Source organism: Pseudomonas sp. ESBL9 (assembly GCF_036668715.1).
Lineage (GTDB): Bacteria > Pseudomonadota > Gammaproteobacteria > Pseudomonadales > Pseudomonadaceae > Aquipseudomonas > Aquipseudomonas lundensis.
In genome coordinates this window covers 578,929-604,564 of sequence record NZ_JAZEVV010000002.1, presented here as the reverse complement: position 1 = coordinate 604,564, position 25,636 = coordinate 578,929, and the positions used below count along the sequence as shown (strand labels likewise).

Annotated in this window: 20 protein-coding genes and 1 pseudogene; 11 read left to right on the top strand and 10 right to left on the bottom strand. The window is 60.0% G+C overall.

The window, feature by feature from the left end:
- Positions 1 to 85: 85 nt before the first annotated feature.
- The 8 genes from V6F78_RS09325 to bioB form a co-directional block, all read right to left on the bottom strand.
- Positions 86 to 1,378: a GGDEF domain-containing protein gene (locus V6F78_RS09325; RefSeq protein WP_332727019.1), complete on the bottom strand. Its 1,293-nt coding sequence runs from the start codon at positions 1,376 to 1,378 to the stop codon at positions 86 to 88.
- Between the two features lie 270 nt (positions 1,379 to 1,648).
- On the bottom strand, positions 1,649 to 3,454 hold the full coding sequence (locus V6F78_RS09320) for a phenylacyl-CoA dehydrogenase (RefSeq protein ID WP_332727018.1): 1,806 nt from the start codon (positions 3,452 to 3,454) through the stop codon (positions 1,649 to 1,651).
- Between the two features lie 285 nt (positions 3,455 to 3,739).
- Complete coding sequence (locus tag V6F78_RS09315; protein WP_169840113.1) at positions 3,740 to 4,036, bottom strand: pyrroloquinoline quinone biosynthesis protein PqqE; 297 nt, start codon at positions 4,034 to 4,036, stop codon at positions 3,740 to 3,742.
- 120 nt (positions 4,037 to 4,156) lie between these two features.
- Positions 4,157 to 4,837, bottom strand: coding sequence for a dethiobiotin synthase (bioD, locus tag V6F78_RS09310; RefSeq protein WP_047295930.1), 681 nt, complete (start codon positions 4,835 to 4,837; stop codon positions 4,157 to 4,159).
- The gene (bioC, locus tag V6F78_RS09305; RefSeq protein WP_047295932.1) at positions 4,834 to 5,634 is read right to left on the bottom strand and encodes a malonyl-ACP O-methyltransferase BioC; all 801 of its coding nucleotides are present in this window, start codon (positions 5,632 to 5,634) and stop codon (positions 4,834 to 4,836) included. Before bioC ends, bioD begins: the two co-directional genes overlap by 4 nt.
- Positions 5,627 to 6,346, bottom strand: coding sequence for an alpha/beta fold hydrolase (locus tag V6F78_RS09300; RefSeq protein WP_047279340.1), 720 nt, complete (start codon positions 6,344 to 6,346; stop codon positions 5,627 to 5,629). The genes bioC and V6F78_RS09300 overlap by 8 nt, the downstream gene beginning before the upstream one ends.
- Positions 6,339 to 7,511, bottom strand: coding sequence for an 8-amino-7-oxononanoate synthase (bioF, locus tag V6F78_RS09295; RefSeq protein ID WP_332727015.1), 1,173 nt, complete (start codon positions 7,509 to 7,511; stop codon positions 6,339 to 6,341). The genes V6F78_RS09300 and bioF overlap by 8 nt, the downstream gene beginning before the upstream one ends.
- A gap of 121 nt (positions 7,512 to 7,632) precedes the next feature.
- The gene (bioB, locus tag V6F78_RS09290) at positions 7,633 to 8,688 is read right to left on the bottom strand and encodes a biotin synthase BioB (protein WP_047295937.1); all 1,056 of its coding nucleotides are present in this window, start codon (positions 8,686 to 8,688) and stop codon (positions 7,633 to 7,635) included.
- A 92-nt stretch (positions 8,689 to 8,780) separates the two neighbouring features.
- Between bioB and V6F78_RS09285 the strand changes: the two are divergent.
- The 5 genes and pseudogenes from V6F78_RS09285 to rarD form a co-directional block, all read left to right on the top strand.
- A pseudogene (locus V6F78_RS09285) lies at positions 8,781 to 9,517 on the top strand (ComF family protein); the annotation flags it as partial.
- Between the two features lie 56 nt (positions 9,518 to 9,573).
- A complete protein-coding gene (locus V6F78_RS09280) occupies positions 9,574 to 10,335 on the top strand; it encodes a TOBE domain-containing protein (protein ID WP_047295940.1) in 762 nt (253 codons plus the stop codon).
- A gap of 85 nt (positions 10,336 to 10,420) precedes the next feature.
- Positions 10,421 to 12,322 carry a PhoX family protein gene (locus tag V6F78_RS09275; RefSeq protein ID WP_047295942.1) on the top strand — a complete coding sequence of 634 codons (1,902 nt, stop codon included), beginning with the start codon at positions 10,421 to 10,423 and terminating at the stop codon, positions 12,320 to 12,322.
- 102 nt (positions 12,323 to 12,424) lie between these two features.
- Entirely contained in the window at positions 12,425 to 13,399 is a 975-nt protein-coding gene (locus tag V6F78_RS09270) for a serine/threonine protein kinase (protein ID WP_047278086.1), read from the top strand.
- A 165-nt stretch (positions 13,400 to 13,564) separates the two neighbouring features.
- Complete coding sequence (rarD, locus tag V6F78_RS09265) at positions 13,565 to 14,452, top strand: EamA family transporter RarD (protein WP_047278088.1); 888 nt, start codon at positions 13,565 to 13,567, stop codon at positions 14,450 to 14,452.
- A 107-nt stretch (positions 14,453 to 14,559) separates the two neighbouring features.
- Here rarD and V6F78_RS09260 read toward each other — a convergent pair whose 3' ends face one another.
- The gene (locus tag V6F78_RS09260) at positions 14,560 to 15,078 is read right to left on the bottom strand and encodes a glycine cleavage system protein R (RefSeq protein ID WP_047278090.1); all 519 of its coding nucleotides are present in this window, start codon (positions 15,076 to 15,078) and stop codon (positions 14,560 to 14,562) included.
- A 424-nt stretch (positions 15,079 to 15,502) separates the two neighbouring features.
- On the opposite strand from V6F78_RS09260, the gene V6F78_RS09255 reads away from it, so the two are divergent.
- Complete coding sequence (locus tag V6F78_RS09255; RefSeq protein ID WP_047295946.1) at positions 15,503 to 17,680, top strand: malate synthase G; 2,178 nt, start codon at positions 15,503 to 15,505, stop codon at positions 17,678 to 17,680.
- A 60-nt stretch (positions 17,681 to 17,740) separates the two neighbouring features.
- On the opposite strand, the gene V6F78_RS09250 is transcribed toward V6F78_RS09255, so the two are convergent.
- Positions 17,741 to 18,190: a response regulator gene (locus tag V6F78_RS09250; protein ID WP_169858354.1), complete on the bottom strand. Its 450-nt coding sequence runs from the start codon at positions 18,188 to 18,190 to the stop codon at positions 17,741 to 17,743.
- Positions 18,191 to 18,486: 296 nt separating this feature from the next.
- On the opposite strand from V6F78_RS09250, the gene V6F78_RS09245 reads away from it, so the two are divergent.
- From V6F78_RS09245 to V6F78_RS09225, 5 genes are all read left to right on the top strand, one after another.
- Positions 18,487 to 20,421: a putative nucleotidyltransferase substrate binding domain-containing protein gene (locus tag V6F78_RS09245; protein ID WP_169858355.1), complete on the top strand. Its 1,935-nt coding sequence runs from the start codon at positions 18,487 to 18,489 to the stop codon at positions 20,419 to 20,421.
- Entirely contained in the window at positions 20,418 to 21,128 is a 711-nt protein-coding gene (locus V6F78_RS09240; RefSeq protein WP_332727011.1) for a 3'-5' exonuclease, read from the top strand. Before V6F78_RS09245 ends, V6F78_RS09240 begins: the two co-directional genes overlap by 4 nt.
- Before the next feature lie 172 nt (positions 21,129 to 21,300).
- Positions 21,301 to 21,825 (top strand): RNA polymerase sigma factor, encoded by a 525-nt coding sequence (locus tag V6F78_RS09235; protein ID WP_162199706.1) that lies wholly within the window; start codon positions 21,301 to 21,303, stop codon positions 21,823 to 21,825.
- Positions 21,822 to 22,799, top strand: a complete 978-nt coding sequence (locus V6F78_RS09230; RefSeq protein WP_332727009.1) for a FecR family protein — start codon at positions 21,822 to 21,824, stop codon at positions 22,797 to 22,799. Before V6F78_RS09235 ends, V6F78_RS09230 begins: the two co-directional genes overlap by 4 nt.
- Before the next feature lie 332 nt (positions 22,800 to 23,131).
- Positions 23,132 to 25,567 (top strand): TonB-dependent siderophore receptor, encoded by a 2,436-nt coding sequence (locus tag V6F78_RS09225; protein ID WP_332727007.1) that lies wholly within the window; start codon positions 23,132 to 23,134, stop codon positions 25,565 to 25,567.
- Positions 25,568 to 25,636: the final 69 nt, after the last annotated feature.

The window sequence follows — 25,636 nt, the reverse complement described above, 5'->3', positions numbered from 1 at the left end:
CACGGATAGAAGTGGCACACTCTAACTTAACAACGAGAGCGATACATAGGGTCGCCTAGTGACTGAATAGACAGATACAGTCATCTCAGGCTGGGGCTTCAGTGGTCCGCACGGCGCCCCGTCGGGTTTGGCCATAGGCAATGACGCAATTGCGGCCTGCACTCTTCGCACTGTAGAGCGCCTTGTCCGCCGCCTTGAGCACCTCTTCGGCCGTGCGCTGCTCCGGCATCCGCTCGGCGACGCCGATACTCACCGTGACCGATACACTGCTGGCCCGCGTGCCTGCACGGCGCTGTCGACCTTGTTGGTCATCTTGCGGGCGGCTTTCCTGATTACGTAACTGGATGTTGTAAATGGCAATGGACTCACGCAACTCATCAAGATGCTGCATGCATTCGTCCAGGGTTTTGCCTGCGAAAACCAGCGCGAACTCCTCGCCGCCGTAGCGATAGGCCCGGCCGCCGCCACCGACTTTGGACAGCTTGCTGGCAACCAGACGCAAGACCTGATCGCCGACATCGTGACCGTGGGTGTCGTTGAATTTCTTGAAATGATCGACGTCGCTCATGGCCAGGACGTAATTACGCCCCAACCGCTGCAAGCGTTCGTTCAATGCGCGACGCCCCGGCAAACCGGTCAGCTCGTCACGGAAAGCCATTTGATAGGCCTCGTGCGCCACAGCGGCGGCGATCATCAACATCACCTGGCTGCACATGATGTTGAGCGTGAACGGCAGGATGAACGTTTGCGGCAACATCCAGAACAGCCCCAGCAACCCCACCAATTGGGCCGCATGCAGCGGCCGGGGGTTGCGCCAGTACTGCCAGCCGAGCAGTACAAAACCGATACAAAACACCGGGTAAGACAATTGAATCAGGCTCATCCAGGCGCCATGCAAGGCGGGCCAGCGAATTTCTGCCAGCCAGTTCAGCAGCACCTGTGGGTAACTTTGCTCCAGCCCCAGCGCGACACTGCCGACCGCCAACAGCACAGCAAAGCGCGCCACCAAATCCTGAAACAGGTGAGTGCGCTCCTCCCAGGCCGCGTAGAGGCTGTACAGCAGCGGCAATAACAGTGAACACAAATGGAAAACCACGGCGGCATCGGTGCGCACTTGTCCGTTGTCACGGTAGTAATCGGTCTGGGTATCGAGCAGAAAGTAGGCGATGTACACCGTCAGCATCAAAAACAGTTCGCGCTGACGCCGGTAGACCGCGCAGTAAGCACCGCCCAACAACAGCACCAGAGTGGGGAGCACATTGAACAATGAGGTAAAAAACACATTGAGGTCTTTGACATACGCAGCCGCCAGGCCCGCTGTCAGCAGCACAATAGACGGCAAAAAGTGAGTGAAACGTGCAGCAGAAGGACGCGACAAAAGTAAGGCTCCAACCTGAACAACCAAGTAGTGGCATTGTGCCTGCTTTTTCCGCAGTTAAGCACACTAGGCGACGTCCCGTTCGCCTCGGCCATAGGATTTAACGGCCGAAAAGGCGAAAGTCTTAGAGGATTTGTCGGGTTTAGATGTTGCAGATCGAGACAGCCAGGGCGCAGCGCGCGGCGTAAACGGCGAATCACTTCGCCCACAACTAAAAAAGCCGCTTCCCCCGAAGGAGAAGCGGCTTTTGGAAGGGGACAGCGGCGGGGCTTAGTAGCCCAGGTCGAAGTCTTCTTCTTTCATGTCCATCAGGTTGGCGGCACCCGACAGCATGGCAGCCACGTGAGTGCGAGTGCGTGGCAGGATGCGCTGGAAGTAGAAGCGGGCGGTCTGCAATTTCGCTTTGTAGAACGCTTCTTCCGAGGTGCCAGCAGCCAGTTTCTCAGCCGCCAGACGCGCCATGTCAGCCCAGAAGTACGCCAGGCAGGCATAACCCGAATACATCAGGTAGTCGACCGAAGCCGCGCCCACTTCTTCACGGTCCTTCATGGCGGCCATGCCGACCTTCATGGTCAGTTCGCCCCATTCTTTGTTCAGCGCCGCCAAGGGTGCGATGAACTCCTGAACGCCTTCGTTGCCTTCGTTGTTCTGGCAGAACTTGTGCACGATCTTGGTGAAGCCTTTGAGGGCTTCGCCCTGGGTCATCAACACTTTGCGGCCCAGCAGGTCGAGCGCCTGAATGCCGGTGGTGCCTTCGTACAGCATCGAAATACGGCTGTCGCGAACGTTTTGTTCCATGCCCCATTCAGAGATGAAACCGTGACCGCCGTAGATTTGAACGCCATGGTTGGCGGCTTCAAAACCGACTTCGGTCATGAACGCTTTCGCGATCGGCGTCATGAACGCCAGCAGTGCGTCGGCCTTTTTCTTCTCTTCTTCATCAACGCCGTATTTCACGATGTCGACTTGCTTGGCAGTGAAGTAGACCATCGCACGGTTGCCTTCGGCGAAGGCCTTCATGGTCAACAGCATGCGACGCACGTCCGGGTGGACGATGATCGGGTCAGCGGCTTTTTCCGGGAATTTAGGGCCGGTCAGCGAACGCATTTGCAGGCGATCGCGGGCGTATTTCAGGCCGCCCTGGAAGCTGATTTCGGCGTGGGCCAGACCTTGCAGCGCAGTGCCCAGACGGGCGGTGTTCATGAAGGTGAACATGCAGTTCAGGCCTTTGTTCGGCGGGCCGATCAGGAAACCGGTCGCGCCGTCAAAGTTCATCACGCACGTGGCATTACCGTGAATGCCCATTTTGTGCTCAAGGGAGCCACAGCTCACTGCGTTACGCTCACCGATGGTGCCATCGGCAGCGGGCATGAACTTGGGCACGATGAACAGCGAAATGCCCTTGGTGCCAGCCGGTGCATCCGGCAGACGCGCCAGAACGATGTGGACGATGTTGTCGGCCATGTCGTGTTCACCGGCCGAGATGAAGATCTTGGTGCCGGAAACTTTGTACGAACCATCAGCCTGAGGCTCGGCCTTGGTGCGCAGCATGCCCAGGTCGGTGCCGCAGTGCGGCTCGGTCAGGCACATAGTGCCGGTCCACTCGCCCGTGACCAGTTTGCTCAGGTACGTCTCTTGCTGCTCGGGAGTGCCGTGCTCGGAGATGGTGTTCATCGCACCATGAGACAGGCCGGGGTACATGCCCCACGACCAGTTGGCTTCGCCCACCATTTCACTGACCGCCAGACCCAGCGACTCAGGCAAACCCTGACCACCGTGCGCGACGTCGTGAGCCAGGCTTGGCCAGCCGCCTTCAACGAATTGTTTGTAGGCTTCTTTGAAGCCGGTCGGGGTTTTAACGCCAGACTCGCTCCAGGTGCAGCCTTCGGTGTCACCCACACGGTTCAGAGGTGCCAGCACCTGTTCACAAAACTTGGCGCCTTCTTCAAGAATGGCGTCAACCATATCTGGAGTAGCGTCCTGGCAAGCCGGCAGGCTCTGATAGTGCGCTTCGTAACCGAGCAGTTCGTCACGTACGAAGCGAATATCACGCAAGGGGGCCTTGTAATCAGGCATAGCGATAAACCTCTGCTGATGAATCCGGGAATGAACAACCGCGTAGAATTTGTTATTGCGGTCAAACAGGTGTTTGAAACATACGTTTACGCCCTTTTATTGTCAAGCAGCTGCAATACGCCGTTCGTCCCGACGGACACACGGCGACCTGCCTGTGAAAAAGCGTTGAAAACAGTTAAGCGCGACAGTGCCGGGGTGGCGTCAGGCTGCGCCGGGCAGCCTTTGGGAAGATCCAGAGTGGACATCGACCCGGCCTGAAGCCGCGTCGAGGTCAACACCCGCAGATCAGGCGTAGGTATCGATCAACGTTCCGACCATTTCGTCAGCCGTGCGTACCACTTTGGCGCCGAGTTCGACTTGTGCTTTGCCTACGCTTAAATCAGCCACATCACTGGCAACATCAGAAAGCTGGCTACGGTCAACGGCACGCATGCGGTTGACTTGAGTGTCGGAGGATTGGCTACCCACCGCGCGATCAAGCGTCGCACCGGCGATCTGCCCCGCGGCTTGGTCGACCCGGTTCTGCCCGGCCTGAACGGTGCTCAGACCCGCGTAAAACGCAGTGCTTCCTGAGATTTCCATGGCGGCATCATCCTTTGAAGAGGGAATCGACCTTCATTCAAGCAGACCTGATGGCAAAAGGCCCGTCAAAAAAGCTCATGGCTGTTGGCCAGTCGATAGGCCCCGGCAATAGCGTCAGGTTCAGTCCAGCAGGTCCAATTCAAGGTACTGCGCGACGGCCTCGGGGGTCGGTAACTTGAGTTTGGGCACTCGCCCCAAACACGGTGCAGGCAAGCGTTCGGCCAGGGTGGCGAGGTTTTCCTCAAGGCGCGAGGTCTTCGGGTCAATGATATTGGCCACCCAGCCAGCCAGTTGCAGGCCATCCTGAGCAATCGCTTCAGCCGTGAGCAAGGCATGGCTGATGCACCCCAGCCTCACCCCCACCACCAGGATCACCGGCAAATCCAGACCCTGAGCCACATCCGACAAACTGTCCTGCCCCGACAACGGCACGCGCCAACCGCCTGCGCCTTCTATAAGGGTGAAATCGGCGCGCTGACTCAGGATGCGCTGCATCGGTGTGAGTAATGCCTGCACCGTCAGGGCCACGCCTGCCTCACGGGCCGCGATGTGCGGCGCGATGGCGGGTTCAAACGCGACCGGGTTAACCTCTCCATAGCTCAATGCAAGGGTGCATTGAGCCATCAATGCCAGCGCGTCTGCGTTACGCAGCCCCTCGGGCGTCACCTCGCACCCGGAGGCCACCGGTTTACCCGCCGCCGTGCTCAAGCCCGCCGCACGCGCGGCCTGTAACAGACCCGCCGCGACCGTGGTTTTGCCGACATCGGTGTCCGTACCGGTAATGAAATAAGCAGGACTCATCGCGGGTTCTCCAAAATGCCGTAGACCACCTGATACGTCGCCGGTAACCCTTGGGGTTGACGGAAGTGTTCATAAGCGGCCATCAACCCCTGAAGCCGCGCCCTGCCGGTCAAGCCTTCGGGCCGTCCCGGATTAAGGTTATGCGCGCCCAGGGCTTTGAGTTCATGGGTCAAGTGGCGCACCTGAGGGTAGTGCAGCACATGGGGCTGAGTCTGCAAGCTGAGCACCTGAAAACCACTGTCGGCACAGCGTTGCTGATACGCGGCGAACGACCGGAAACGGTTGACATGGACTTGCCCGTCAACCGCCTGCCAACTGTCGCGCAACTCGCTCAGCGTGCCGACGCACAGGCTGGCAAACGCCAACACCCCGCCCGGCCTGAGCACGCGCTGGGCTTCTTTGAGCACCCCGTCAAAATGCTCGCACCACTGCAACGCCAGGCTGGAAAAGATCAGGTCACAGCGGTTGTCTTGCAGCGGCAAGCACTCAGCGTCCCCGGCAATAAAGTGCTGCGCGCCCCCCAGCGGCCGCGCATAGGTGAGCATACCCTGCGCGATATCCAGCGCCACGCCTTCACTGCCCGCAAATTGCTGACCCAGCACGCGACTGAAATAGCCGGTGCCACTGCCCACATCCAGCCAGCGTCGGGGGCTCACATCAGGCGGTAATCGCCCGATCAATTCATGACCGACTGCACGTTGCAATTCAGCCACGCTGTCATAACTGGCAGCCGCACGCGAAAACGACACCGCCACCAGACGCTTGTCCGGCAGGTTGCCCACACTCAGATCAGTCATCACCCAACTCGTTTAAAAAACTCTGGATCGCCGCCGCCAGTTCGTGGGGTGCTTGCAGAAGAAACGCGTGACAGGCCTGTTCCATCAGGCCCACTTGAACATCGGGCAATAACGCCAGCAAATCGCTGGCGGCCTGCGCGGGCACCAGCCCGTCTTGCCCGGCGAAAACGTGAAATTGCGGCCCGTTAAACGCTTTGAGCGCCCCACGGGTGTCCAGCGTAGCGAGCAGCTCAAGCCCCGCCAGCAAGGTATCCGGCTGCGCGTGCGGTGCGCCGTTAAGCAGCCGACTGGCCATGGCCTTGCCGTCACTGCACAACAAAGAAAAACGCTTCAACGTTGTGTTAGGCGCCTCCCGAAACCCGTTGATAAACGCGTCAAACGTGGCGCCCGGCATGGCGCCCGGCCAGTCGTCGGTGCGGACAAAACGCGGGTTACTGGCCAGCGTCACCAACCCACAGCAGCGCTCTGCCCGACGCGCAGCCAGCTCACTGGCGAGCATGCCGCCCAAAGACCAACCGCCCAGCCAGACGTCTTGAGGCACCGCAGCCTCCAGTTCATCCAGCCAGTCGTCCAACTGCGCCGATGCAAGCACCGGCAACGGTTCGATCTCAACCCGCAAGTGCTCGTTCAGCCCTCGCAAGGCGGCCGCCAAAGGCTCCAACGGCGACACGCCAAGCCCCCAGCCCGGCAACAGAATCAAGCGGTCACGCATGGTTCGACTCCACGGTTGGCCAGCAGTCGTTTAATGCGTTTAACAGTAGCTGCACCTGGGCCTCGGTGTGCGCGGCCGACAAGGTGACGCGTAAACGCGCACCGCCAGCCGGCACCGTCGGCGGGCGGATGGCGGTCACCAGCAGGCCGCGCGCACGCAATTGCTGCGATAAACGCACCGCTTGCGCGCTGTCACCCACGAGGATGGGTTGAATCGGCGTGAAGCTGTCCATCAGTTGCAGGCCCATCTGCTCGGCCCCTTGACGGAACTGACCAATCAACCGGTTCAAGTGCTCACGTCGCCAGTGTTCACTGCGCAGCAGCTCAAGGCTCTTTAACGTCGCGCACGCCAAGGCCGGGGGCTGGCTGGTGGTGTAGATGTAAGGGCGGGCGAACTGGATCAGGCTTTCGATCAACGCCTCACTGCCCGCCACAAACGCACCGCTGGTGCCGAAGGCTTTGCCGAGGGTTCCGATCAGCACGGGAACATCGTCCAGCCCCAAGCCGAAATGCTCGACAATCCCGCCGCCCGTGGCACCCAGCGCCCCAAAACCATGGGCATCATCGACCATCAGCCAGGCCCCTTTGGCCTTGGCTTCGCGGGCCAGCGCGGGCACGTCGGCCACATTGCCGTCCATGCTGAACACGCCGTCCGTGACCACCAGCGTATTGCCGACGGCTTTCTGCAGACGCTTGGCCAAACTGGCGGCATCGTTGTGCAGATAACGATTGAACCGCGCCCCGCTCAACAAGCCCGCATCCAGCAGTGACGCATGGTTGAGGCGATCTTCGAGCACCGTATCGCCCTGCCCCACCAGCGCCGTGACGGCCCCCAGGTTGGCCATGTAGCCATTGCTGAATAAGAGTGCGCGCGGGCGACCGGTGAATTCGGCCAGTGCTTCTTCCAGTGCGTGGTGCGGGCGGCTGTGACCGATCACCAAATGCGATGCACCGCCCCCGACACCCCAGCGCGAAGCGCCCTGCTGCCAGGCTTCAATAACTTGCGGGTGATTGGCCAGGCCCAGGTAGTCGTTGTTGCAAAACGCCAATAACAGCTGCCCGTCGACCACCACTTGAGGGCCTTGCGGGCTTTCAAGCAAAGGGCGATGGCGATAGAGATTGTCCGCCCGGCGCGCAGCCAGACGGGCACTTAAATCAAAAGACATGCTAGGCGAGCCCTCTTGTAGCCACCGGCGCACGCTGCGACAGGCCGCACGGCGGGCAAAGCCGAGCCGTTACAGACCTGAGCGCAGCGTGCGCCCGCGCCTACCTGTGCGGTGGGTAGCGTTAAACCGCAGCGTTGTAGAACTGCTCGCTGGATTTTTGATCCATCAGCGCGTGCTCGATGGCCGCCTGATGCACTTCGTCAGCATGATCTTCGCGGGCCTCGGGGAGGATGCCCAGGCGACTGAACAACTGCATGTCCTTGTCCGCCTGCGGGTTGGACGTGGTGAGCAGTTTGTCGCCGTAAAAAATCGAATTGGCCCCGGCCATGAAGGCCAGCGCCTGCATTTGTTCGTTCATGGCTTCACGGCCGGCCGACAGCCGTACATGGCTCTTGGGCATCATGATGCGCGCCACGGCCAGCATGCGAATGAAGTCAAACGGGTCCACATCGTCAGCGTTTTCCAGCGGCGTCCCCGCCACTTTCACCAGCATGTTGATCGGCACGGATTCCGGGTGTTCCGGCAGGTTGGCCAGTTGAATCAGCAAATTGGCGCGGTCATCGAGCGACTCACCCATGCCCAGAATGCCGCCCGAACAAATCTTCATGCCTGCATCACGCACATAACTCAGGGTTTGCAAGCGCTCGCTGTAAGTGCGGGTGGTGATGATGGTGGTGTAGAACTCTGGCGATGTATCGAGGTTGTGGTTGTAGTAGTCGAGCCCCGCCTGGGCCAGCGCGGCGCTTTGCTCCTGATCGAGCTTGCCCAGTGTCATGCAGGTTTCCAGCCCCAGCGCTTTCACGCCTTCAACCATTTTCAGCACATAGGGCATGTCTTTGGCCGACGGGTGCTTCCACGCGGCCCCCATGCAAAAGCGCGTTGCGCCGATGGCCTTGGCTTTCGCCGCTTCCTCCAGCACCGCCTGTACCTGCATCAACTTTTCTTTCGCCAACCCGGTGTTGTAGTGGCCCGACTGCGGACAATATTTGCAATCTTCCGGGCAGGCGCCGGTTTTGATTGAAAGCAGCGTCGAGACCTGCACCCGGTTAGCGTCGAAATGCGCGCGATGAACCTGTTGCGCCGCAAACATCAGGTCGTTGAAGGGCTGGGTGAACAACGCCCGCACTTCGACTAAAGACCAATCATGACGCATGGTGTTAAAGGTGCTGGCGCTCATCGGCGTCTCTCTTGTTTATGCTTTGGTTTAAACCTGAATGGGGTATTTCAGGCAGGGGCACGGATGACCGGTATGTTTAAGGATGTTACCCACGCTGTCAACCCAGAACAAAATGGAGGTTTACATCTGGTTATTTAATGTACAGAACTGCTTACTATGCGATGAGCCATCCGCCACCCGGCAACCGGTATGCGGGCCCTGCAAACACGAACTGCCATGGCTGCAAACCCCCTGTCAGCGCTGCGCCCTGCCGTTGTCCATGCCGGGCCTGACCTGCGGGAGCTGCCTTAAACACCCGCCCGCCTTTGAGGGGGTGCATGCGCCGTGGCTGTATGACTTCCCGGTGGACAGCCTGATCCTGCGGTTCAAACACAACAGCCGCTGGCCTTTTGGCCGCTTGTTGACAGCACTTCTCAGTCAATCGCTGCTCGATCGCTACCAGCAGGCTCAACCCCGGCCGGATGTGCTGCTGCCCGTCCCACTGTCCGCCGCCCGGCAACGTCAACGCGGTTACAACCAGTGCGTCATGCTGGGTCAGTGGCTCAGTGACCACCTTGATATTCCCTGCCAGGCACACTGGCTATTACGCACCCAGGACACCCCGGCACAACAGGCGCTCGACGCCAAAGCCCGCAAACGCAACTTGCTCAACGCCTTCGCGCTGGGGCCCGACGCTCAAGTCCGGGGGCTGCATGTGGCGTTGGTGGATGACGTATTGACCACCGGCGCTACGGCACAAAGCCTCGCCCTGCTGTTGCTCAAGGCCGGGGCGAAACGGGTGGATGTGTACTGCCTGGCGCGCACGCCAAAACCGGACGGCCCGGCTTGACGACGCCCCGGCAAGTGGGCACTTTGCCAAGCCCCCTGCCAAACGAATCAATCGACATGCATTTGCCGACCTTGCTGACGCAGCACATCGTCCGCCGCCCACAGCGAATAGCGCTGTTGCAGCACATCGCCGAGCAAGGTTCGATCACCCGAGCCGCCAAAAGCGCCGGCATCAGTTACAAAGCCGCGTGGGAGGCCATTGATGAACTGAACAATCTGGCACAAACCCCCTTGGTAGAACGCAGCGTGGGGGGCAAGGGCGGTGGCGGTGCCCGGTTGTCGGTAGCGGGCGAGCGTGTGCTGCGTCTTTATCAACGGCTGCAAGTGCTGCAAAGCCAGGTACTGGACGCCGCCGAAGAAGCCCAAGACCTTGAGCTGCTGGGCCGCCTGATGCTGCGCACCAGCGCCCGCAACCAGTTGCACGGCACCGTCGCGCGCATTCACGGCCACGGCCATTACGACTTGATCGATCTGCAATTGGCAGGTGGGCTGACCCTGCAAGCGCACATCACCCGCGACAGCACGCAGCGCCTGGAGCTTGAACCCGGCACGCCGGTGGTGGCGTTAATCAAGGCCGGTTGGTTGCAGTTGATTAAGCCCGAAGCTGCGGTGGCGGGTCACAACCGGTTACACGGCAAGATCGAGCAGATTTTCCACGCGCACGACGGCCCGAGCGAAGTGCGCATCGGCCTGCCCAATGGCCAGACCCTGTGTGCGCTGAGCGAAGCGCAACACCTCGAAACACTCGCGTTGGTGGAGGGCAGTGAAGCCCTGGTGCAGTTCGCGCCGACCTTGGTGCTGTTGGGTACGCCGCTTTAACACGTCGCCCGCCACCCTCTGAAACATCCCTGTCACACCCTCTGATTAAGGTGGCTGCCAAAACCGTTGCGAGGGGCAGCCTGACATGAACCTATTACAAGAAGACCAAACCACCGATCTTGAACAGATCATCGGCCTCAGCCGTCGGGGCTTCATCAGCGCGGGCGCCTTGTGCGGCGCGGCGATGTTTCTGGGCGGCAGCCTGCTGAGCCGCAGTGTGCTGGCCGACGGGGTGCGCGCAGCGTCCAGCCCGTTACTGGGTTTTAACAGCATCGACGCCGCCACCACCGACACCCTCACCCTGCCGCCCGGCTACCGCGCCTCGGTGCTCATCAGCTGGGGCCAACCGCTGCACGCGCACGGCCCGGCCTTCATGCCCGACGGCAGCGGCACGGCGGCGCAACAGGAAGTGCAATTCGGCGATAACAACGACGGCATGAGCCTGTTTGCATTCCCCGACGACCCCGACCGCGCTCTGATGGCCATCAACAACGAATACACCAACTACCGCTACCTCTACCCCCACGGTGGACAGCCGACCTCGGCCCAAGACGCGCACAAGGCGCAGGCCAGTGAAGGCGTGTCGGTGATTGAAATTCAGCGCAAGGGCGACCACTGGCAGTTTGTCCAAGGATCGCCCTTCAACCGGCGCATTCACGGCAATACGCCGATTCGCCTGAGCGGCCCCGCCGCCGGCCATGCGTTGCTGCGCACCCAGGCCGACAGCACCGGCACCCGGGCGCTGGGCACGTTTCAAAACTGCGCCAACGGTAAAACCCCGTGGGGCACGTACCTGACATGCGAAGAAAACTTCACTGACTGCTTTGGCAGCACCGACCCGAATCAAACCTTTGATGCCGCGCAAAAGCGTTACGGCGTGGTCGCCGCCAGTAAAGACATCAACTGGCACCTGCACGACCCGCGTTTCGACCTGGCGCACACCCCCAACGAATTGAACCGTCACGGCTGGGTGGTGGAAATCGACCCGTTCGACCCGCAATCAACGCCGGTCAAACGCACGGCACTGGGCCGCTTCAAACACGAAAACGCCGCACTGGCTGAAACCCGCGACGGTCATGCCGTGGTGTACATGGGCGACGACGAGCGCGGGGAGTTCATTTACAAGTTCATCAGCCGCGACAAGATCGACCACCAAACCCCCAAGGCAAACCGCGACCTGCTGGATCAGGGCACCTTGTATGTCGCACGCTTTGATAACGGCGACAGCCACCCCGACCGGCCCAAGGGCAAAGGCCAATGGATCGAACTGACCCACGGCAAAAACGGCATCAACGCGGGCAGCGGCTTCGCCAATCAGGCTGAAGTGCTGATCCACGCCCGCCTGGCCGCCAGCACGGTCGGTGCCACACGCATGGATCGCCCGGAGTGGATCGTCGTCAGCCCCAAGGACGGCCAGGTGTATTGCACCCTGACCAACAACGTTAAACGCGGTGAAGACGGTCAGCCCGTCGGCGGCCCCAACCCGCGCGAGAAAAATGTGTACGGGCAAATCCTGCGCTGGAGCGAGCAAGGCAATGACCCTGGCGCTGCCACGTTTGACTGGGACCTGTTCGTCGTCGCGGGCAACCCGGCCGTGCATCCCAAACAGCCCAAGGGCGGGTCGGCCAATATCACCCCGCAAAACATGTTCAACAGCCCGGACGGCATGGGCTTTGACGAGGCGGGAAGGCTCTGGATCCTGACCGACGGCGATGTCAGCAACACCGGCGACTTTGCCGGCATGGGCAACAACCAGATGCTTTGCGCCGACCCCAACACGGGTGAAATCCGTCGCTTCATGGTCGGCCCGGTCGGTTGCGAAGTGACGGGGATCAGCTTTGCCCCGGATCAGAAAACCCTGTTCGTGGGCATCCAGCACCCGGGCGAAAACGGCGGTTCGACCTTCCCCGAGCACCTGCCTGGCGGCAAGCCGCGGTCCTCGGTAATGGCCATCAGCCGCGAAGACGGAGGAATCGTCGGCGCCTAAGGCCAACACCCGCAGGGCGATGGATATCTATCGCCCTCTGCTCAGCTGTCTGCGCTAACATGCGGGGCCGGACGCGGCAGCCTGCTGCGCGCAGGAGTCAGCATGTCTCATCCGTTTGCAACACTTACCCCAGATCTGGTGCTCGACGCCGTTGAAAGCATCGGCTTTCTCAGCGACGCCCGCGTGCTCGCGCTCAACAGCTATGAAAACCGCGTGTATCAAGTCGGCATCGAAGGCTCGGAACCGCTGATCGCCAAGTTCTACCGTCCACAGCGCTGGACCAACGCAGCCATTCTCGAAGAACACCGTTTCACCTTTGAACTGGCCGACTGCGACGTGCCGGTGGTCGCACCGTTGATTCACAACGGCGAAAGCCTGTTCGAACACGCCGGTTTCCGCTTCACCCTGTTCCCGCGCCGGGGTGGCCGTGCGCCGGAGCCGGGCAACCTCGATCAACTCTATCGCCTCGGCCAACTGCTCGGCCGTCTGCACGCGGTCGGCGCTACCAAGCCGTTCGAACACCGAGAGGCCCTGGGCGTAAAAAACTTTGGCCATGACTCCCTGACGACCTTGCTTGAAGGCAATTTCATACCCCGCAGCTTGCTCCCGGCCTACGAGTCTGTGGCACGCGATCTGCTCAAGCGCGTCGAAGATGTCTATGCCGCCACCCCGCACACCACGATCCGCATGCACGGCGATTGCCACCCCGGCAACATGATGTGCCGCGACGAGGTGTTCCACATTGTCGACCTGGACGACTGTCGCATGGGGCCTGCGGTGCAGGACTTGTGGATGATGCTCGCCGGGGATCGTCAGGAATGTTTGGGCCAGCTGTCGGAATTGATGGACGGCTACAGCGAGTTCCATGATTTCAACCCGCGTGAACTGGCCTTGATCGAGCCGCTGCGCGCCCTGCGCCTGATGCACTACAGCGCCTGGCTGGCAAGGCGCTGGGACGATCCGGCCTTCCCCCACAGCTTTCCGTGGTTTGGCACCGAACGTTACTGGGGCGACCAAGTGCTGGCGTTGCGCGAGCAACTGTCCGCGTTAAATGAAGAACCGCTGAAGCTGTTCTGAACACCCTGACACCGCGTTGCTGAGGCCCGGGAGCACGTTTTCGCGGCCTCGGGCGTCGGCCGCAAAAATGCTGTCTGCCCCCGCCTTTCACACGACACCTTCGTAAAACCTGCTTACACTCTTGCCCTTCACAGTGTCTGACAGTTGTTCACGCAAGGATTCCGCATGCAAGCCGCCAACCCGCGCCACGGGTACATTCTGGGCCTGAGCGCCTACATCATCTGGGGCCTGTTCCCGATCTACTTCAAGCTGCTGGCCAGCGTCCCCGCCGCAGAAATCATCGTCAACCGCGTGCTCTGGTCTGCACTGTTCGGCTCGTTACTGTTGTTGGTGTGGAAACATCCCGGCTGGTGGCAAGAGTTACGCGACAACCCCAAACGCCTGGCTGTGCTGACCGTAAGCGGCCTGCTGATTGCGGCCAACTGGCTGACCTACGTGTGGGCGGTCAACAACGACCGGATGCTCGAAGCCAGCCTCGGGTACTACATCAACCCGTTGGTTAATGTGCTGCTGGGCATGTTGTTGCTGGGCGAACGTCTGCGTCGATTGCAGTGGGTCGCCGTCGGGCTGGCGGCGGTCGGCGTGGCGCAGCAAGTGTGGCAAGTGGGCAGCCTGCCCTGGGTGTCGCTGGCGTTGGCGCTGACGTTCGGCTTTTATGGACTGATCCGCAAACAGGCGCCGGTCAAGGCATTGCCCGGCCTGGTGGTTGAAACCTGGATTCTGGTGCCGATTGCCATTGGCTGGCTGCTGATGCACCCGGAGGCCAACAGCGCGCACGCCGAATTCTGGGCCAGCTCTGAAGCCTGGTTGCTGGTGGCCGCAGGCCCGGCAACGCTGATCCCGCTGGTGTGCTTCAACGCCGCCGCACGGCATTTGCCCTACACCACACTGGGTTTCATGCAGTACTTGGCGCCCACCATTGTGCTGATTCTGGCCGTCACGCTGTACGGCGAACACTTGTCTGAAAGCACACTGATCGCGTTCATGTTCATTTGGGCGGGGTTGCTGGTCTACAGCATCGATGCGTGGGTCAACCTGCGCCGTCGCGCCTGATCAAAAAACGTACATTCCAATGCAGGCCATACCCCCTGTGGCCTGCAACGATGTTTCCAACGGTTATCCACAGGCAGGTGCAGCGTTTCATGGGATAACCTTTGGCTTTACTCGTCTGTGCGTAACTTCAGTTCCACTAGCATCTCATCGGCGAGTTTTTCCAGCCGCTCTTGCAGCACCTCCAGCGACAGCGTCAGCGGCACGGCCAGAATGGCTTCGGCATGAAACAACGGCTCATTGCTCATGGGCGCGGGCCGCACCTCCGTCACCAGCCGCTCCAGGCTGACCTCATGATCGGTCAGCACCTTGGTGATATCGCGCACGATGCCAGGGCGGTCGTTGCCGACCAGGTCCATGGCAATGGGTTTCCAGGTGCAGGCTTGCTCAATCCCGCTTTCAGCCACCAGCACCCGAATGCCTTCGGTCTCCAGCCTTTTAAGCGCATCCACCAACTCCTCGTAGGTTTCGGCTGACACGCCCACCCGCAAAATGCCAGCGAACTGTCCAGCCATGCGTGACATGCGACTCTCCAGCCAATTGCCGCCATGTTCGGCAATGCATTGGGCGATGCGCTCGACCTGACCGGGTTTGTCCGGGGCAAAAACCGTAATCACGAGATGGTTCATGGCGCCAGCACTCTGAAAAGGGGTCGACTGAGTATAGGCAACCGTGCGCCATCCGCCTGGCCGACTACAGTTGGCTGCGCAGCGGCTGTTTACACGTGCGGAGCGCGAACGACAGTGGCGCGAACACAGGGTTTGCACATTAAATTGTGTACTGTTTTTAGAATTATCTGGAACAACCTGTGTGTTTCTTGAGAACATCCTGTTCTTCTACATGACCAGACCCTTAAAAATGGTCGTGGAACGACGTGATTAGTCTGATTTTCACATCTGCAATTGATCATGTAGTATGCCTCGGCGAGCACTACATAATTCGTAACACGGTTCGCCAAAGCGTCTGCAATACCCCGTACAACCCCGCAAGCATGAGCCACGCGGTGTTTTGAGAAGCGCTCCAGGCTTTAAATAAAAATGAGTGAGGCAAGCAATGACTGAACACGTTCACGTCGGTGGCCTGCAGGTCGCCAAAGTCCTGTTCGACTTCGTAAACAACGAAGCTATCCCCGGTACCGGTCTGAATGCCGACCAGTTCTGGGCCGGTGCCGACAAGGTTATTCACGACCTGGCACCCAAGAACAAAGCACTGCTCGCCAAACGCGATGATTTGCAGGCGCGCATCGACGCCTGGCACCAGGCTCAGGCCGGCAAGGCCCATGACGCCGTGGCTTATAAAGCCTTCCTCCAAGACATTGGGTATCTGCAGCCAGAAGCCGCGGATTTCCAGGCAACGACGCAAAACGTCGATGACGAAATCGCTCGCATGGCCGGCCCGCAGTTGGTGGTGCCCGTGATGAATGCGCGCTTTGCCCTCAACGCGTCGAACGCCCGCTGGGGTTCACTGTATGACGCGCTGTACGGCACCGATGCCATCAGCGAAGCCGATGGCGCCGAAAAGGGCAAAGGCTACAACAAGGTACGTGGCGACAAGGTAATTGCCTTCGCCCGCGCCTTCCTCGACGAAGCCGCACCGCTGGCCAATGGCTCCCACGTGGACTCGCTGGGTTACGCGGTGGTCAATGGCGCACTGCGCGTGGCCCTCAAGGGCGGTGCCAGCAGCGGCCTGCGCGACGCGGCGCAACTGATCGGCTACCACGGCGAAGCCGCCGCACCGACCGCCGTGCTGCTCAAGCACAACGGCCTGCACTTTGAAATCCAGATCGACGCCTCAAGCCCCGTCGGCCAGACCGATGCCGCGGGCGTCAAAGACGTCCTGATGGAAGCCGCGCTGACCACCATCATGGACTGCGAAGACTCCGTGGCCGCCGTCGATGCCGACGACAAAGTGGTGATCTACCGCAACTGGCTGGGCCTGATGAAAGGCGACCTCAGCGAGCAAGTGTCCAAGGGCGGCCAGACCTTCACCCGCACCATGAACCCGGACCGCGAATACACCGCCCCCAACGGCGGCACCGTGAACCTGCATGGCCGCTCGCTGTTGTTCGTGCGCAACGTGGGTCACTTGATGACCATCGACGCGATCCTCGACAAAAACGGCAACGAAGTGCCAGAAGGCATCCTCGACGGCCTGATCACAAGCCTCGCGGCGATCCACAGCCTCAACGGCAACACCTCGCGCAGCAACAGCCGCACCGGTTCGGTTTACATCGTGAAACCCAAAATGCACGGTGCCGAAGAAGCCGCGTTCACCAACGAGCTGTTCGGCCGTATCGAAGAAGTCCTGAACCTGCCGCGCAACACCCTCAAAGTCGGGATCATGGACGAGGAGCGCCGCACCACGGTCAACCTCAAGGCCTGCATCAAGGCTGCCAGCGAGCGCGTGGTGTTCATCAACACCGGCTTCCTGGACCGCACTGGCGACGAAATTCATACCTCGATGGAAGCCGGCCCGGTCGTGCGCAAGGCTGACATGAAAGCCGAGAAGTGGATCTCGGCCTACGAGAACAACAACGTCGATGTCGGCTTGAGCACAGGCCTGCAAGGCCGCGCCCAAATCGGTAAAGGCATGTGGGCCATGCCGGACCTGATGGCCGCCATGCTGGAACAGAAAATCGCTCACCCGCTGGCAGGCGCCAACACCGCCTGGGTGCCGTCGCCGACGGCCGCGGCCCTGCACGCGCTGCACTATCACAAGGTCGACGTGTTCGCCCGCCAGGCCGAACTGGCCAAGCGCGCCAAAGCGTCGGTGGACGACATTCTGACCATCCCGCTGGCCGTGAACCCGCAGTGGACGCCCGAGCAGATCCAGAACGAACTGGACAACAACTCGCAGGGCATCCTGGGTTACGTGGTGCGCTGGATCGACCAGGGCGTGGGGTGTTCGAAGGTGCCGGACATCAATGACATCGGCCTGATGGAAGACCGCGCCACGCTGCGTATTTCAAGCCAGCACATCGCCAACTGGCTGCGTCATGGCATTGTCAACGAAGCGCAAGTGATGGCCAGCCTCAAGCGCATGGCGCCGGTGGTTGACCGTCAGAACGCCAACGACCCGCTGTACCGCCCGCTGGCCCCGGACTTCGACAGCAACATCGCCTTCCAGGCGGCGGTCGAACTGGTGATCGAAGGCACTAAACAGCCGAACGGTTACACCGAGCCGGTGCTGCACCGTCGCCGTCGCGAGTTCAAGGCCAAACAGGGTCTGTGAATCAGCGTTAACGGCGCGTCATCAAAAACCCCGGCCACGTGCCGGGGTTTTTGTGGGCGTTCATTCGATGCGCAACTCGCGCTTGATCAGGTTGAGCAACTGATCGGTATCAATGGGTTTGAGCAGAAAATCCACCACGCTCAAATGCATCGCGGCGATGGTGTCGCGCACCTCGGCATCGCCCGACATGATAATCACCGGCAAATTGGCCCATTGCGACCTGCGCACCTTGCGAACCAAGTGCAAACCGTCGCGCTCGGGCATGCGTAAATCGGTGAGGATCAAGCCAATGGTTTTTTCCGTCATCAACGCGCGAATGGCTTGTCGGGCACTGGCCGCCTTGATGGAGGGGATGCCATGCATCTGCAGTAATTCACTCAGCAGGTCGCGTGCAAACTGATCGTCTTCGACAATCAATACACACTGCTCAGGCTGTACCGGAGCAGGCGCTTTCATCACCTCACTCAGGGCCTCTCGCTCGGCGTCACTCAAGATGTCGTGTTCGGTCATAGGGTTCTCAAACGCGTTGTGAAAGTCGTTTATCCCACCGGTGCAGTCAGCTTTCTCTAAGCTCTGCGCCCAATGTGCACTCGCAGAGCTGTAATTCCAAGTTTTGCAACACAATAAACGGACCTGTTTTCTGTGAGGTGATTCAAAAATATTAATAGGCCATTACCCTGTAAGGCCTGCCATAGACTTACGTCCAATGGGCACGTGAGCGCAGACAACCGAGCATGAAGCGCATCAAGACGACAGGGGGCACGACCCCGCCATAACAACAACGGTCAGACATGCGGTCACGGTCAATGAGTAAATCGGATGCGTTTCTCCAGGCAGGAAAAACCGCGGTGTTGCAGAACATTCACGGCACCATGCAGTTTTTGCAGCGATTCCCGCCCTTCAACCAAATGGAAAACACTCACCTGGCGTTTCTGGTCGAGCAGTGCCAACTGCGCTTCTATGGCCCCGGTGAAAGCATCATTCGACCCGCCGATGGCCCGGTCGAACACTTCTACATTGTCAAGCAGGGCCGCGTGGTGGGCGAACGTACCCATGTGGGGCGTCAGGAGGCCGAGACCACGTTTGAAATCACGGCCGGCGAGTGTTTCCCCCTCGCCGCGTTGCTGGGCGAGCGCGCCACGCGCACCGAGCATCGCGCGGCCGAAGACACGTTTTGTCTTCAATTAAACAAGCCTGCGTTTATCAAGTTATTCGCCCTGTCCGAAGAGTTCCGTGACTTCGCCCTGCGCGGGGTCAGCAGCCTGCTCGACAAGGTCAATCAGCAAGTTCAGCAAAAGGCCGTCGAAACCCTCGGCACGCAATACTCGCTCAACACCCGCCTGGGCGAACTGGCCATGCGCCATCCCGTGACCTGCCTGCCCGGCACAGCCCTGCGCGAAGCCGTGCGGCTGATGCACGAACAACAGGTGGGCAGCATCGTGGTGGTGGACGAGGACAAAGCGCCGCTGGGGATTTTCACCCTGCGCGATTTGCGCCAAGTGGTGGCCGACGGGACGCAGGATTTTGAGCAAGCCATCGAACAGCACATGACGCCCGGCCCGTTCTACTTGTCCCCCGACCACAGCGCGTTCGATGCCGCCATCGCCATGACCGAACGCCACATTGCCCACGTGTGCCTGGTCAAGGAACACCGCTTGTGCGGCGTGGTGTCCGAACGTGACCTGTTCTCCCTGCAACGGGTCGATCTGGTGCATCTGGCGCGCACCATTCGCCATGCCCCGCGACTGGACAACCTGATCAACCTGCGCGGCGAAATCGGTCAACTGGTGGAGCGCATGCTGGCCCACGGTGCGTCATCGACCCAAATCACCCACATCATCACCCTGCTCAACGACCACACCGTGTGCCGTGTCATCGAGCTGGTGCTGGCCGAAAAAGGCGACCCCGGCGTGCCGTTTACCTGGCTGTGCTTCGGCAGCGAAGGGCGACGGGAGCAGACACTGCACACCGATCAGGACAACGGCATCCTGTTCGAAGCGACCGATGCGGCGCAGGCGGCCGAGATTCGTCAGCGCTTGCTGCCCATCGCCCAGCTCATCAACACGCACCTGGCGGCCTGCGGTTTTACCCTGTGCAAAGGCAACATCATGGCCGGCAACCCCGACCTGTGTTTATCCCGAGCCGAATGGGCGCGCCGCTTCGCCGCGTTTATCCGCGAAGCCACGCCCGAAAACCTGCTGGCATCGAGCATCTATTTCGACCTGCGCGCGGTGTGGGGCGACGAAAGCGGTTGCCGGCAACTGCGGCGCGGCATCCTTGAGCAGGTGGCTGACAATCGCCTGTTCCAGCGCATGATGGCCGACAACGCCTTGCGCCATCGCCCGCCCGTGGGGCGCTTCCGCGAATTTGTGTTGGAACGCAAAGGCAGCGACAAGGCCACCCTCGACCTGAAAGTGCAGGGCCTGACGCCCTTTGTGGACGGTGCCCGGCTACTGGCGCTCTCCCATGGCGTCGAGGCCATTAATACGCTGGAGCGTTTGCGCCAGCTGGTGACGCTCGGCGTGATCGAAACGCTGGACGGCGCGGCCTACGAAGAGGCGTATCACTTCATTCAGCAAACGCGTATGCAACAGCACCAATTGCAAACGCGGGAAAACCGCCCGTACTCCAACCGCGTCGACCCGGACAACCTCAACCAGCTTGACCGACGCATCCTGCGCGAAGCGCTGCGTCAGGCCCAGCGTCTGCAAAGCAGCTTGGCCCTGCGGTATCAGCTATGAGCCTGTTCTCCTGGTTGCTGCCACGCAAGACCCCGGTCTTGAGCCTTGAACAGCAACAGCGCCTGCTGCAACTGCCGCCCGCGCCGAGGCTCGGTGAGGCGTCATTGCGCCGCCAGCGTTGGGTGGTGGTGGATCTGGAGACCAGCGGGCTGAACCTCAACCGCGACCAAGTGCTGTCGATTGGCGCCATGGTGATTGAGGATGGCGCGATTGATCTGGGCCAAGCGTTTGAGCGCACTTTGCTGCGCACCCACAACCCGCTGAACCCCAGCGTGTTACTGCATGGCCTGGGCCCCGAAGCGATTGCCGCCGGGTGCGACCCCGCTGATGCCCTGCTCGACTTCATGACGTTTGTGGGCGACAGCCCGCTGCTGGCGTTCCATGCCCCGTTTGACCAGCACATGCTGGGGCGGGCCTTGAAAGACAGCCTGGGGTATCGCTTGCAGCACCCGTTCATGGACGTAGCGGCCCTGGCGCCCCTGTTGTGCCCGCACGCCGACATGCGGGATGCGGGGCTGGACCACTGGGTCCGGCACTTCAACTTGCAGGTTGAAGACCGCCATAACGCCAGTGCCGATGCACTGGCCACCGCCGAGCTGGCGCTGATCCTGTTCAGCCGCGCCCGCGCTCAACACCTCGACAGCCCCTTGGCCCTGCAACAGCGGCTCAATCAGTGGCAGCGGCGCAAGCAGATGCACAGCTTCTAACCCCACTGCCCAAGCCTGATGTCGGGGGCGCTTGCACTGACGCCGCCTCTCTTCTTTCCCGTTGCGCGAAGGTCAGCGTGAGGGCGTTCATCCGATGAGCGTCAATTGCGCATGGCTTTTGGCTCTGACACAATCGCGAATAATTATCGTTAGTTAAAACTTGCATTCGGTGATGCCTTTGTCGTCAGTCCAAAATCCCCACAGTGAGCTGGTTGGATCGCTTTATCGCGACCATCGCGGCTGGCTGCTGGCGTGGTTGCGGCGCAATGTCGCCTGCCCGCAGCGGGCTGAAGACTTGAGCCAGGACACCTTTGTGCGCCTGCTGGGCCGACCCCAATTGCAAGCACCCCGCGAGCCGCGCGCCTTTTTGGCGGCCATCGCCAAAGGCCTGCTGTTCGATTACTTCCGGCGCGCCGCACTGGAACAGGCCTACCTCAACGAATTGAGGCTGATTCCCGAAGCCGAGCAGCCTTCGCCTGAAGAACAGCAATTGATCCTCGAAGACCTCAAGGCCATTGATCGCTTGCTGGGCAAGCTGTCGAGCAAGTCCCGCGCCGCCTTCTTGTACAGCCGCCTCGACGGCCTGACCCACGCCGACATCGCTGAGCGCCTGGGCGTGTCGGTGCCCCGGGTGCGCCAGTACCTGGCCCAAGGCATTCGCCAGTGCTACATCGCGCTGTATGGCGAACCGACATGAGCCAGGCCAACAGCAAACCGGTGTCCGCTCGCGTGCTCGACGCCGCCATTGCCTGGCAGTTATGCCTGGACTGCGGCAACGGCAGTGAGGTTGAACAGGCCGAATTCGCCAAGTGGTACGCCGCCAGTGAAGAACACGCCCGCGCATGGCTGCAGTTGGGCATGCTCGACCACCGTTTCAGCACCGCCAGCGTCCCGGCGCGCAATGCCTTGCTCAAGGCCCGTGACAGCGCCCACCACCGGATGCGCAAAATCGGCAGCGGGCTGGCCAGCCTTGCGCTGGTGATCGGGTTGACCTTACTGGTGGGCAAAAACCACCTGCCGATGGATTACTGGATGGCCGATCAACGCACCGCCACGGGCGAGCAACGCGTGGTAACACTCGCCGACGGCACCCTGCTCAACCTCAACACCCACAGCGCGGTGGACGTGCGGTTTGACGAAACCACGCGCCTGATCGTGCTGTACGAGGGTGAAATCATGGTGCAAACCGGCCACAACGACGCCCGCCCGTTTATCGTCAAAACACGAGATGGCAGCCTGCGCGCCCTGGGCACCCGGTTTATGGTCAAGCGCGAAGACGACGGCACCCGCCTCAGCGTCCTGCAATCGCGAGTGGCTGCGCACCCCGAACACACCGCCGACGAGACTGTCTACGCCGAAGGCCAGCAAGTGGTGATGCACCGCGACGGTCTGGGCCAGCGGCTGGCGCTCAACCCCGGCGCAGACGCCTGGACCCGCGGGATGCTGGTGCTCGACAACGTACGCCTGAGCGACATGGTCAGCGAGCTCAACCGCTACCGGCGCGGCCACCTGGGGGTTGACCCGGACGTCGCTGACCTGCGCATCACCGGCAGCTTCCCGTTAAACAACATTGAACTGGCACTCAATGCACTGCTGCCGACCCTGCCGGTGCAAATCACCCAACGCACCCCGTGGTGGGTCACGGTCAGCGGAAAACCGGAAGCCCGGTGATCGGGTAACGGCTACCGCCCTGGCGCCCCGCGTTCGAGCGTGTTTCGCACCGGGGGCTAAGCGCGTGCGCGCTGTTGCTCACCCTGGACACCGGCACCGCGCTGCCTTACGGGCTCAAATAACTGGCCCGACCCAAAACGCCCTTGACCTGCGGGCCGACCTCGCGCTTAAACCATAGGCACATCCGCTGGCGCAGGTGCTGTACTGCCTGCGCCAGCGTTTACGGCTGCGCACGCCCCCGCCTGCATATTTATTTCACTTAGCCCTATCACTTTTCCAGACTCGTTCGGCATAGAGGCATTGAGAAACATTTCCATTCAGGAATCTGCCGAATGTCCCGTACCCTCGACACGTTGTTGCGCCCCAGCCTGCTAGCCGTCGCCATTGCGTTCAGCGTCCCGTTGACCAGCAGCGTGCTGATGGCCGCCGAACACAGCACGACCGCCCGCAGCTATAACCTGCCCGCCGGCCCACTGGCCTCGACCCTGAACCAGATCGCCAGTCAGGCGGGGATCACGCTGGCCATCGACTCGTCCTTGCTGGCAGGCAAAACCTCGGCGCCGGTCAACGGCCAGTTCGAGCCGACCACGGCGCTGCGCGAGGCGTTACAGGGCAGCGGTTTGCAGTTGGTGCCCGGCATTAACGGCAGTTTTACCCTGATAGAACTCCCCCAAGGTACGTTAGCCCTTGATGCCACTACGATTTCAGGTCAAGGAGGCTACGAAACGGCTTGGGGGCCAACAAGTGGATATCTTGCCCAACGTACGGCCTCAGGAACAAAGACAGACACTGCCCTGCGTGAAGCCCCGCGCTCAATATCGATCGCCACACGCAGTCAGATGCAAGACAGGGCAGTGCAAAACCTTGACGATGCAGTGCGTTACATGCCGGGAGTTACTGCAAGTAGTTATGGTAGCGATAGCCGTGCAGAGTGGTTAAAGGTACGCGGGTTTGAACCGACCCAGTTCCTTGATGGGTTGCCTTTACCAAAAGGCACATATGCCATGCCAAAACTGGAAACCTGGGACTTGGAACGTGTAGCGCTTTTGCGCGGGCCAGCGTCTTCGGTTTATGGCCAGACGCCGGCTGGAGGGCTGCTCGACATGGTCAGCCGTCGTCCTGAAGACGCTCCGGCTCATGAGCTCCAAGTTCAAATCGGCAGCTATCAACGTAAGCAAATCAGTTTTGACACTACGGGTCCAATCGATGATGAAGGCCGTTTTCTGTATCGCGTCAGCGGTGTAGTACGAGACAGCAACACGACCATTGAGCATAACGAAGACAAACGATACAACATCGCGCCCAGCCTGACTTGGAATATCAATGAAGACACAAAGCTGACATTCCTCAGCCAGTTCAATCGTGACGATACCGGTATCACCAGCCAATTCCTGCCATTGCAAGGGACTCAAGTAGCCACACCCGCTGGCCAAGTGAAATATCACAAGAACTTGGGTGATCCGACGTGGGAATTCTATGACAAAACTTATTACGCCTTGGGCTATGCGTTGGAACACAACTTTAATGACGTGTGGCAGTTTCGACAAAATGTGCGCTACACCAAAAGTGATTTAGCTTTTCAGGGCATAACGGCTGGCGGTTTTTATGGTTCTGTGGCGGACGATGGAACATTACAGCGCGGGGCGAATGTGGTTGATGAGGATATTAGCCAATTTGCTGTGGACAACAACTTTCAGGCTGATTTCAATACCGGGCTAATCAAGCACACACTGCTGATCGGGCTGGATCATCAACGCATCAACACTAATTACAAGTGGGATTACGGAACTGCGCCGACCAGCAACATCACTAATCCTATCTACGGGCAAGACTTCAGCAACGTCCAGTTCACGGCTTATAACGATTACAACCAAAAAACCCGTGACACGGGTCTTTATCTGCAAGATCAGATGGCTTTAGATAATTGGCGTTTAACCTTGGGTGGCCGTCAGGACTGGCTGCATACCAACACAATTTTTTATAACTATAGCAATGCCCAAGACAAACGCGATGATAGTGCATTTACGGGCAACGCCGCACTCAGTTACGTGTTCGACTCAGGTTTTACGCCTTATGTGTCATATGCCGAGTCATTTCAGGCTGAAGCAGGGGGATTTCAGGGCAAGGCGTTCAAACCCGGTACCGGCAAACAATATGAGTTAGGCATCAAATATCAGCCTCCCGGCAGCGAAATGCTGTTCACAGCCGCGGTCTATGACCTGACTCGCAAGAATATTGTGCTAAATGACACTCTTGGCGTCAGCCGTCCTCTGGGGGAGGCAAACGTGCGAGGACTGGAGTTAGAAGCTGTAGGTAAAGTGACCGAAAACTTAAAGCTGACGGCTGCTTACACCTATGCCAATAGCAAAATGACCAAAGTAGGCGATCCGATGGACAAAAATCGTCCATTGCCACTTACTCCAGAACATCAAGCCTCCCTTTGGGCCGATTACACGTGGCATAACGGCGTGCTCGAGGGCTTTGGCGTCGGCTTCGGCGCTCGTTACATTGGTGAAACAGACAACATTGCTATAGGGAGCATGGCGTTTGTTCCAGACAAGTCCTACGGCCATAGTAAGGCTTACACTGTCTACGACGCAGCCGTCCATTACGACTTGGGGAAGTTGAACAAAAGCCTCAACGGAGCATCGTTTTCTCTCAATGCTAATAACGTTTTTAATAAGGAATACATCTCTACCTGTGATGGATTCTACTGTTATTACGGTGATCGCCGAAGCATACTCGCCAGCGTTAATTACAAGTGGTAACCACTTGTAATCGCTGCCGCAGGCTGCGAAAGGTTGTTCAGCAATTTTTATATCGGAACCACAACCCAT

Coding starts and splice junctions, on each gene's coding strand:
- bioC (WP_047295932.1), bottom strand. CDS start 5,634: ATGACTGATCTGAGTGTGGGCAACCTGCCGGACAAGCGTCTGGTGGCG.
- V6F78_RS09225 (WP_332727007.1), top strand. CDS start 23,132: ATGTCCCGTACCCTCGACACGTTGTTGCGCCCCAGCCTGCTAGCCGTC.
- V6F78_RS09255 (WP_047295946.1), top strand. CDS start 15,503: ATGACTGAACACGTTCACGTCGGTGGCCTGCAGGTCGCCAAAGTCCTG.
- V6F78_RS09280 (WP_047295940.1), top strand. CDS start 9,574: ATGCATTTGCCGACCTTGCTGACGCAGCACATCGTCCGCCGCCCACAG.
- bioF (WP_332727015.1), bottom strand. CDS start 7,511: ATGTCTTTTGATTTAAGTGCCCGTCTGGCTGCGCGCCGGGCGGACAAT.
- V6F78_RS09235 (WP_162199706.1), top strand. CDS start 21,301: ATGCCTTTGTCGTCAGTCCAAAATCCCCACAGTGAGCTGGTTGGATCG.
- V6F78_RS09245 (WP_169858355.1), top strand. CDS start 18,487: ATGAGTAAATCGGATGCGTTTCTCCAGGCAGGAAAAACCGCGGTGTTG.
- V6F78_RS09270 (WP_047278086.1), top strand. CDS start 12,425: ATGTCTCATCCGTTTGCAACACTTACCCCAGATCTGGTGCTCGACGCC.
- V6F78_RS09240 (WP_332727011.1), top strand. CDS start 20,418: ATGAGCCTGTTCTCCTGGTTGCTGCCACGCAAGACCCCGGTCTTGAGC.
- V6F78_RS09300 (WP_047279340.1), bottom strand. CDS start 6,346: ATGCGTGACCGCTTGATTCTGTTGCCGGGCTGGGGGCTTGGCGTGTCG.
- V6F78_RS09250 (WP_169858354.1), bottom strand. CDS start 18,190: ATGACCGAACACGACATCTTGAGTGACGCCGAGCGAGAGGCCCTGAGT.
- bioD (WP_047295930.1), bottom strand. CDS start 4,837: ATGAGTCCTGCTTATTTCATTACCGGTACGGACACCGATGTCGGCAAA.
- V6F78_RS09230 (WP_332727009.1), top strand. CDS start 21,822: ATGAGCCAGGCCAACAGCAAACCGGTGTCCGCTCGCGTGCTCGACGCC.
- V6F78_RS09315 (WP_169840113.1), bottom strand. CDS start 4,036: ATGGAAATCTCAGGAAGCACTGCGTTTTACGCGGGTCTGAGCACCGTT.
- V6F78_RS09275 (WP_047295942.1), top strand. CDS start 10,421: ATGAACCTATTACAAGAAGACCAAACCACCGATCTTGAACAGATCATC.
- rarD (WP_047278088.1), top strand. CDS start 13,565: ATGCAAGCCGCCAACCCGCGCCACGGGTACATTCTGGGCCTGAGCGCC.
- V6F78_RS09320 (WP_332727018.1), bottom strand. CDS start 3,454: ATGCCTGATTACAAGGCCCCCTTGCGTGATATTCGCTTCGTACGTGAC.
- bioB (WP_047295937.1), bottom strand. CDS start 8,688: ATGAGCGCCAGCACCTTTAACACCATGCGTCATGATTGGTCTTTAGTC.
- V6F78_RS09260 (WP_047278090.1), bottom strand. CDS start 15,078: ATGAACCATCTCGTGATTACGGTTTTTGCCCCGGACAAACCCGGTCAG.